The sequence below is a fragment of the Ensifer sp. Root127 genome, from assembly GCF_001425225.1.
In the GTDB taxonomy this organism is placed as follows: domain Bacteria; phylum Pseudomonadota; class Alphaproteobacteria; order Rhizobiales; family Rhizobiaceae; genus Ensifer; species Ensifer canadensis.
In genome coordinates, this window is the sequence record NZ_LMDX01000026.1 from 39834 (window position 1) to 47451 (window position 7618).

The 7618-nt window shown below is 63.0% G+C and carries 7 protein-coding genes; 2 read left to right on the forward strand and 5 right to left on the reverse strand.

Going from position 1 to position 7618, the window contains the following annotated elements; genetic code table 11:
- Position 1: 1 nt before the first annotated feature.
- Both ASD03_RS26300 and ASD03_RS26305 read right to left on the reverse strand, forming a co-directional pair.
- Complete coding sequence (locus ASD03_RS26300; protein WP_025425264.1) at positions 2-1003, reverse strand: Gfo/Idh/MocA family oxidoreductase; 1002 nt, start codon at positions 1001-1003, stop codon at positions 2-4.
- Positions 1000-2043, reverse strand: coding sequence for a LacI family DNA-binding transcriptional regulator (locus tag ASD03_RS26305; protein WP_025425265.1), 1044 nt, complete (start codon positions 2041-2043; stop codon positions 1000-1002). The genes ASD03_RS26300 and ASD03_RS26305 overlap by 4 nt, the downstream gene beginning before the upstream one ends.
- Before the next feature lie 317 nt (positions 2044-2360).
- Between ASD03_RS26305 and ASD03_RS26310 the strand changes: the two genes are divergently transcribed.
- Complete coding sequence (locus ASD03_RS26310) at positions 2361-3533, forward strand: dihydrodipicolinate synthase family protein (protein WP_025425266.1); 1173 nt, start codon at positions 2361-2363, stop codon at positions 3531-3533.
- A 65-nt stretch (positions 3534-3598) separates the two neighbouring features.
- Here the strand turns inward: ASD03_RS26310 and ASD03_RS39340 are convergent, their stop codons facing one another.
- The 3 genes from ASD03_RS39340 to ASD03_RS26320 all read right to left on the reverse strand — a co-directional run bounded on the left by ASD03_RS39340 (position 3599) and on the right by ASD03_RS26320 (position 6666).
- Positions 3599-3736, reverse strand: a complete 138-nt coding sequence (locus ASD03_RS39340) for a hypothetical protein (protein WP_156408076.1) — start codon at positions 3734-3736, stop codon at positions 3599-3601.
- Between the two features lie 92 nt (positions 3737-3828).
- Positions 3829-5892: a M3 family metallopeptidase gene (locus tag ASD03_RS26315; RefSeq protein WP_025425267.1), complete on the reverse strand. Its 2064-nt coding sequence runs from the start codon at positions 5890-5892 to the stop codon at positions 3829-3831.
- Positions 5893-6024: 132 nt separating this feature from the next.
- Positions 6025-6666 (reverse strand): LysE family translocator, encoded by a 642-nt coding sequence (locus ASD03_RS26320; protein ID WP_025425268.1) that lies wholly within the window; start codon positions 6664-6666, stop codon positions 6025-6027.
- A gap of 515 nt (positions 6667-7181) precedes the next feature.
- Here ASD03_RS26320 and ASD03_RS26325 point away from each other — a divergent pair.
- A partial coding sequence (locus ASD03_RS26325; RefSeq protein ID WP_244494701.1) for an isocitrate/isopropylmalate family dehydrogenase occupies positions 7182-7618 on the forward strand: 437 nt, incomplete at its 3' end.

Below are 7618 nucleotides of genomic sequence, written 5' to 3' on the forward strand. Positions count from 1 at the left end.
CTCAAAGTCCCGTTTCGATCGCAGCCGCCTGACCGGTCGCTGCCGCCTTGACGACCGCAAGGCCGGTTGCCAGCGACCAGACACCGTCCTCGCCGGTTGCCGAGGGCTGGCCATGGCCTTCGATCGCTGAATGAAACGCCGCAAGGGCGGTTTCATAGAGATTGGCCGGATCGAGCGGCAGTTGGCTTTCGCCCTCGGCATTACGCAAGGTGACGGTGCCGACCGGCTTCTGCGTCATGACGTTGCGGCCAATCAGCGACCCCTCCGTGCCGTGGACTTCGAACCCGGTCTCGGCAAACTTGGTGGTGAAAGCATCGTGGAACTGGGCGATGACGCCCGACTGGAAGCGCAGCACCCCCATGACGCCGTCCTCCACCCCCTCCTTGCCCATGCCGGCGCTATGGCTGATGGCAACGGCTTCGGCCGGATCGTCGTTAAGGACGAAGCGCAAGGTGTCGGCATCGTGCACGGTAATGTCGAGAATGACGCCGCCACCGGCTTCCGGCCGCTCCAGCCGCCAGCCCTGCAGATGCGGCGGCAGATAGACCGCATGGAAGACCCGTGCCGCGATCGGCCGGCCGATCCGCCCTTCGGCGATGGCATCCCGCATCGCCCGGTGGGCAGCGGCGTTGCGCAGGTGATGGTTGGTGCCAAGCACCACGCCGGCTTCGCGTGCGGCGACAACCATTTCGCGCGCATCCTCCAGCGTCATCGCCAAGGGCTTTTCACATAGCACGTGCTTGCCGGCCCGAATTGCCGCCAGCGTCTGCTCGCGGTGCAGCTCGTTGGTGGTCGAGACGTAGACGGCATCAACATCGGGATCACCGACCAGTTCCTCGACCGACGTCACCGACTTGCCGATGCCATTTTCCGTGGCATAGGCAGCACCGCGCTCAGCGCTGGTGCTCATCACCGAAACCACTTCGCCACCGGTGGCGCGAATTGCGCCAATGACCCATTCGCGCGCGATCGTGCTCGCGCCGATCAGACCCCATCTGTTCATGACAATGCCTCCCTCGTTCTGCGCTCGATCGCAGCACCGCAGCTCTGGCGAACGACGAGACGCACCGAACCGATAATCGCTTCGGCCTCCGCCTTGCCCGCATTGATCTGCTTCAGCAGCAATTCCGCCGCCCTCTGCCCCATGCCTTGCGGATCGACGGACACGGTCGTCAGTGCCGGCACCGCCGTCTTCGCCTCGATCACATCGTCGAAGCCGATCACAGCAAAGTCGGCGCCCGGCTCCAGCCGCCGCGCCCGCAGGCCGTCGCAGACACCGAATGCGACCGCGTCGTTGAAGCAGAGCGCGGCCGTTGGCCGGTCGGAAAGCATCATCGCCTGCTCGATGGCCGTGACACCGCCGGCGCGCGATGGCGCCGAGCCGATGACAAGCGCCTCGGCCGCATCAAGTCCCGCCTCGAGCAAAGCTTCGCGGTAGCCGCGCATGCGCGCCTCGAATACGGCGGTGTCGTGGAAACCACCGAGGAACGCGATGCGCCGATGACCCCGCTCGATCAGGTGGCGCACCGCCGCCATGGCGCCGGCATGATTGTCAGACGTCAGCGATGAAACGCCCGCGTCGGCGATATCGCGAACGACGAGCACGACGGGGATGCCGCTATCGACCAGAGGCGCCAGATCGGCAGCCTCGGTGCCGCGCGCCGGGGAGATGATCAGCCCGGAGACCCCATGCTCGCGCATGGACGCCACGACCTCGCGTTGCCGCTCGATCTTTTCATTCGTGTTGGCGAGAAACTGGACGAAGCCGGCTGACTGCACCACGGTATCGACGCCAACCGCCAGTTCGGCAAAGAAGCTGTTGGTCAGGTCGTTGACGACGATGCCGATGATCTTCGACTTCGATTGGCGCAGGTTGGCAGCGCTGCGATTGTAGACGTAACCAAGCTCGCGAATGGTCGCGTTGACCTTGGCGCGCGTCACCTCGTTGACCAGCGAGCTGCCCTGAAGGACGAGCGACACGGTCGACTTCGACACGCCGGCTGCGTGTGCGATATCCACCACCGTTACCCGTTCCTTGACCAAAGCACCCTCCCAAACCCGCCTTATTTTTCACATTCATAATTGGAACGTTCCAAATTCGTCAAGAGGTGGAGGATCACTTTTTTGGTTTCCGTACTATTCTATGGCCATCTCAGTCCCAGCGATACAGGTAATAGATCCACGGCATCACCGTTGTAATTGTTTATAAATATCCTTGTTTACAATGGCTTATGCCATATTTTTCTTTTCATTCCGGAGCCTTGGCACCTCGATTGGCATCGGATGCCAGATTTCCCACTTGAAATTTGGAACGATCTAAATTATTCGAATGCAACGATCCGAGGAGGAGAAGAAAGCCGATGACAAGCCTGACGCTGCCACGCCATGACGGTTCACTTGAGCGATACAGTCTGGCGGGCATCCCGATCGAGCGGCCAAGCGCCGCCCCAACCTTCAATCGCATTGCCTATGCCGCCGCTCATGTTGTGTCGGATCCGTTTCGCGATGCCGATCCCTGGGGCAATGCCGCCATCGACTGGGAGCGGACGATGGCCTTCCGCCATCATCTCTGGGGCCTGGGCTTCAAGATCGCCGAGGCGATGGACACCGCCCAGCGCGGCATGGGCCTCGCCTGGCCGGGCGCGCAGGAACTGATCCGCCGCTCCCTCACCGAGGCGCGAAGCGTGCCGGGCGCTGACCTTGCCTGCGGTGCGGGCACCGATCACCTGGCGCCCACTGAGGCACGCTCGCTCGACGACGTGATTGCCGCCTACGAGGAACAAATCGGATTCGTCGAGGGTGAGGGCGGCCGCGCCATCATGATGGCAAGCCGCGCGCTTGCCCGCGTCGCCCGCTCGCCCGACGATTATCGCCACGTCTACGGTCACATTCTGCGCCAGACAAAAAACAAGGTCGTGCTGCATTGGCTCGGCGACATGTTCGATCCGCAGCTCAAGGGTTACTGGGGCTCTGACGATTTCAATGAGGCACTCGACGCGGTGCTGTCGATCATCCAGGCCAACCGCGACAAGGTTGAAGGCATCAAGATCTCCCTGCTCGACAACGCCAAAGAAGTCGCCTTGCGCAACCGACTGCCGGAGGGCGTACTTTGCTTCACCGGCGATGACTTCAACTATGCGGAGCTCATCGAGGGCGACGGCGCGAAATACAGTCACGCACTTCTCGGCATTTTCGATGCGGTGGCACCTTCCGCCTCCAAGGCGCTTGCGGCATTGGCCAAGGGCGATGTGGCCACTTTCCGTGGCGTCATCGAGCCGACCGTGCCGCTGTCGCGCAAGATCTTCGAGACGCCGACACAGTACTACAAGGCCGGCGTCGTTTTCCTCGCCTGGCTGAACGGCCACCAGGGCCATTTCACCATGCCGGCAGGCATGCAGTCGGCGCGTGGCCTGCTGCACTACTCCGACATCTTCCGGCTTGCCGACAAGGCCAACGTGCTTGATCGACCCGAGTTGGCGGCAAAGCGGATGCAGAGCTTTGTTACGACCCTCGGCGTCGAACAGGCCGGCTGACAACGAAAAACGGCGCCCGCAACGGGCGCCGTCGATGACCGGGGCAGCGACCCCGGCGGATGGCCTCAGAACGTTGTCGTCAGGCTCATCCAGAAACGGCGGCCCTCCATCACCGTGTTGAAATCCGTCTGCTCGACCTTCTTGTCCAGGAGATTGTAGACGGCGGCACTGAGGGTCAGGCCTTCGCCGAGCAGTCTCGGCAACGCCTCCGACTTCGAGGCGGCGCGCAACACGGCGCGCGCACTGTGGTCGGGCCGATCGCGCCAGATGGCGCGGTAGGACCGACAATCATGCCTCAGGCCGCCAGGCCCTTCTTGGCCAACATGGCATCGGGGCTCGGCAGCTTGCCGCGGAACCCCTTGTAGGCGTCTTCCGGATCGATGGAGCCGCCGACCGAATAGACGTTGTCCCTGAGCTTGCGCGCCATGACGGGATCGAAAGGATTGCCCGTCTCTTCGAAGGCGGCAAACGCATCCGCATCGAGCACTTCCGACCACATGTAGGAATAGTACCCCGCAGAGTAGCCGTCCCCGGAGAAGACATGCAGGAAATGCGGGCTGCGATGCCGCATGACGATCGACTTCGGCATGCCGATCTTTTCCAGTGTCGCCGTTTCGAGCGCCATCGGCTCACCCTGCGTTTCCGCCGTGTGATAGGCCATGTCGACCAAGGCGGACGAGGTGAACTCGACCGTGGCGAAGCCGGAGTTGAAGGTGCGTGCGGCCAGCACCTTGTCGAGCAGCGCCTCGGGCATCGGCTCGCCGGTCTGGTAGTGCACCGCATAGCGCTTGAGGATATCCGGCACCGTCAGCCAGTGTTCGTAGAGCTGCGAAGGCAGTTCGACGAAATCTCGCGACACGCCCGTACCGGATACGGAGGGGTAGGTGACGTTGGATAGCATGCCATGCAACGCATGCCCGAACTCGTGGAAGAGGGTGCGCGCGTCGTCGAGCGACAGGAGCGCCGGCTTGCCTTCAGCGGGTTTGGCAAAGTTGCAGACGTTGTAGATGATCGGCAGTTCGCCGACGGTGCCGTTCTTGAGCGTCAGCTTGTGCTGAGACTGGAACGAACTCATCCAGGCGCCGGAGCGCTTCGACGAACGCGCGAAGTAATCGCCGAGGAACAGCGCCACAAGCTTGCCGGCGGCGTCGCGGATCTCGAAGACGCGCACATCCGGATGATAGCCGGCCATGCCCTTCTTTTCCGTCGCGGTGATGCCGAACAGGCGCTGGGCGACATCGAAGCAGGCGTAGATGATCTTTTCGAGCTGCAGATAAGGCTTCAGCTCGCCTTCCGAGAAATTGAACTTTTCGGCACGCAGCTTTTCCGCATAGTGGCGCCAGTCCCACGGCATGACGTCGTGATTGCGGCCTTCGGCTGCGATCAGCTTGGCAAGATCGGCCTCTTCCTCGCGGGCACGGGAGACCGCCTTTTCCCAGACCTGCATCAACAGGCCGTTCACGGCTGCCGGTGTCTTGGCCATGGTGTTGTCGAGCTTCAGCGCCGCGTAATTGGCATAGCCGAGCAGCCTGGCCTTCTCGGCCCGCAGAGCCAGCGTTTCGGCGATGAGGCCGCGATTGTCGGTCTCGCCGCCATTCTCACCGCGGGCGATCCAGGCCCGGAAGGCCTGCTCCCTCAGCTCGCGATTGTCGGAGAAGGTCAGAAACGGCTCGATGATCGAACGCGACAGCGTCACCGCATATTTGCTCTTTTCGCCGCGGTCGCTGGCGGCAGCCGCCATGGCGTCGCGCAGGAAGTCCGGCACCCCGGCCAGATCCTCGTCGCTCTCAAGGAAGAGGGCCCAGTTCTTTTCGTCGGCAAGCACGTTCTGACCGAACTTGGCGCCGAGGCCGGCAAGCGTCTCGTTGATCGCCGCCAGCCGCTCCTGCTCATCCTTCGCCAGCTTCGCGCCGGATTTGACGAAACCCTTCCAGTGCCGCTCCAGGACCCGCGTCGCCTCAAGGTCGAGACCGAGGGTTTCGCGGTTTTCCCACAGCGTGTCGATCCGCTTGAACAGCGCTGCATTCGTGCCGATCCTGGAATAGTGCCGGGACATTTTCGGCGCGATGTCGCGTTCCAGCGCCTGGATGGTTTCGTTGGTGTCGGCGCCGGCCTTGTTCCAGAAGAGCGAGGAGATGCGCGACAGCTCATCGCCGGCAATCTCAAGCGCGATCACGGTGTTGTCGAAGGTCGGCGCATCAGTGCTTCCGGCGATTTCGTCGATCTCCGCTTCATGCACCTTGAAGGCCGCCTCGAAGGCGGGCGCGAAATCCGTGTCCTTCACCAGGTCGAAGCGGGGCAAGCCCTCATGTCCGGTCCAGGTCGTCAGGGCAGGATTGAGCGGGGTGCTGGCGGTCATGAAGGATCCTTTCGCATGCGGATGCCGGCTAATGGCCGGGGAGGGGAGCGCCCACGCAGCTGGAGACAACGTCGGGCGGAAGAGCTTGAGGTGGTTGCCGGCGGCCCCAGCGTCAAGACTTGGGCTTGGGTTTCAGGGCTTGCGCAGACCGAGAAGGCCGGGGGCGGCGTGCCACACGGCCTGGACGGCAAAGCCGATGAACAGCAGCCCTGAGAGCCGAACGATCGCCAGCTCATGGTGGCGATAGAAACGCCGAACGACCGACGCGCCGATGATTACGATCAGGATCAGGTCGGCAACGAGAAAGCCGATAAGCGAGACGCCGAGCAGCATCGGCAGGGCGTCGAATTCAAGCGCGTTGGCGGAGCCGGCGAGCAGGGCGGTGAAGGTCGCGAGCGCCACCGGATACCCCTTCGGGTTTGTCAGGCCGAAGATAAGCCCGCGCCGGAGCGGTCGCTCCACCGTGATCAGCGCCCTGTTTTCGCCCGTCGGCCGGGCGCGCAGCGCGGTCCAGCCGATCCAGCCGAGATAGAGGCCACAGAAGAGGCCGAGAATGTCGAAGATCGTCGTGCCGACCGAACGCGCGCCGACGATCGCAACCAGCGCCAAGCCCGACCAGAGGATATCGCCGGCGAGATGGCCGCCCATGAACAGGGCGCCTGCCTTGCGGCCCTGGCCGGCACCGATGCCGAGCAAGGCCAGAAAAGCCGGCCCGGGAATGAGCGTATAGGAAAGGGCGGCGAGAAAGGCACCGATCAGCAGCGTCTCGGACATGGCGGGTCCCCGGTTGTGTCAGCGACCATTCGATCCCCAGCCAACGATTCCGTCAAGCGGAAAGGCTGCTCCGAGAGAATGTCGAAACGGGAACTGCAAAAACGCTCCAGGATTTCCAGGCGCACGGTCGCTTCGCGAAAATCGGTAGGCGCGAACGGCAAGACAGACCTCCACCGAAGAGTGGCGGCATGCAGTGACACGAAGAACTGTGTTCTAGCGACGGGAACCGCTGGCTCGACGGTTGCCGAAGACAAGGGCATTGACGCTGGCGCCGAGAAGCGTCGTGATCTCGTGAGTGAAATTGCGCATGATCTCGATCCTTTTCCGTGTGTGTGCGGGCGTTGCGGCTTCGGGCCGCGGATGTGAGAATTCCACCCTTTCGGCGTGCACGCTGTTTCTCCGGTAACCGGCGCGGGGCCGGGATGTTGGCGCACAATTCTTTCGTCGCGATCATTTCCCTCGATACGAAGTTGCGCTAAGACGCGCGCGAGTTTTCCCCGCGAGAAGGACTTTCCATGACAGTGCGCAATCTCTTCCTTCTGCCCGGCGACGGCATCGGCCCGGAAGCCATGGCGGAAGTCCGCAAAATCATCGCCTACATGAATGCCGAGCTTGGCGCCGGCTTCGTGACGGACGAAGGCCTCGTCGGCGGTTCTGCCTATGACGCCCACGGCCAGGCGATTTCGGAAGGGGACATGGCCAAGGCGCTTGCAGCCGACGCCGTGCTGTTTGGTGCCGTCGGCGGTCCGAAGTGGGATGCCGTGCCTTACGAGGTCCGTCCCGAAGCCGGTCTCTTACGCCTGCGCAAGGACCTGCAGCTGTTTGCCAACCTGCGCCCGGCCATCTGCTATCCGGCGCTTTCCGCCGCATCGTCGCTGAAGCCGGAACTGGTCGAAGGCCTCGACATCCTGATCGTGCGCGAGTTGACCGGCGGTGTCTATTTCGGCGAGCC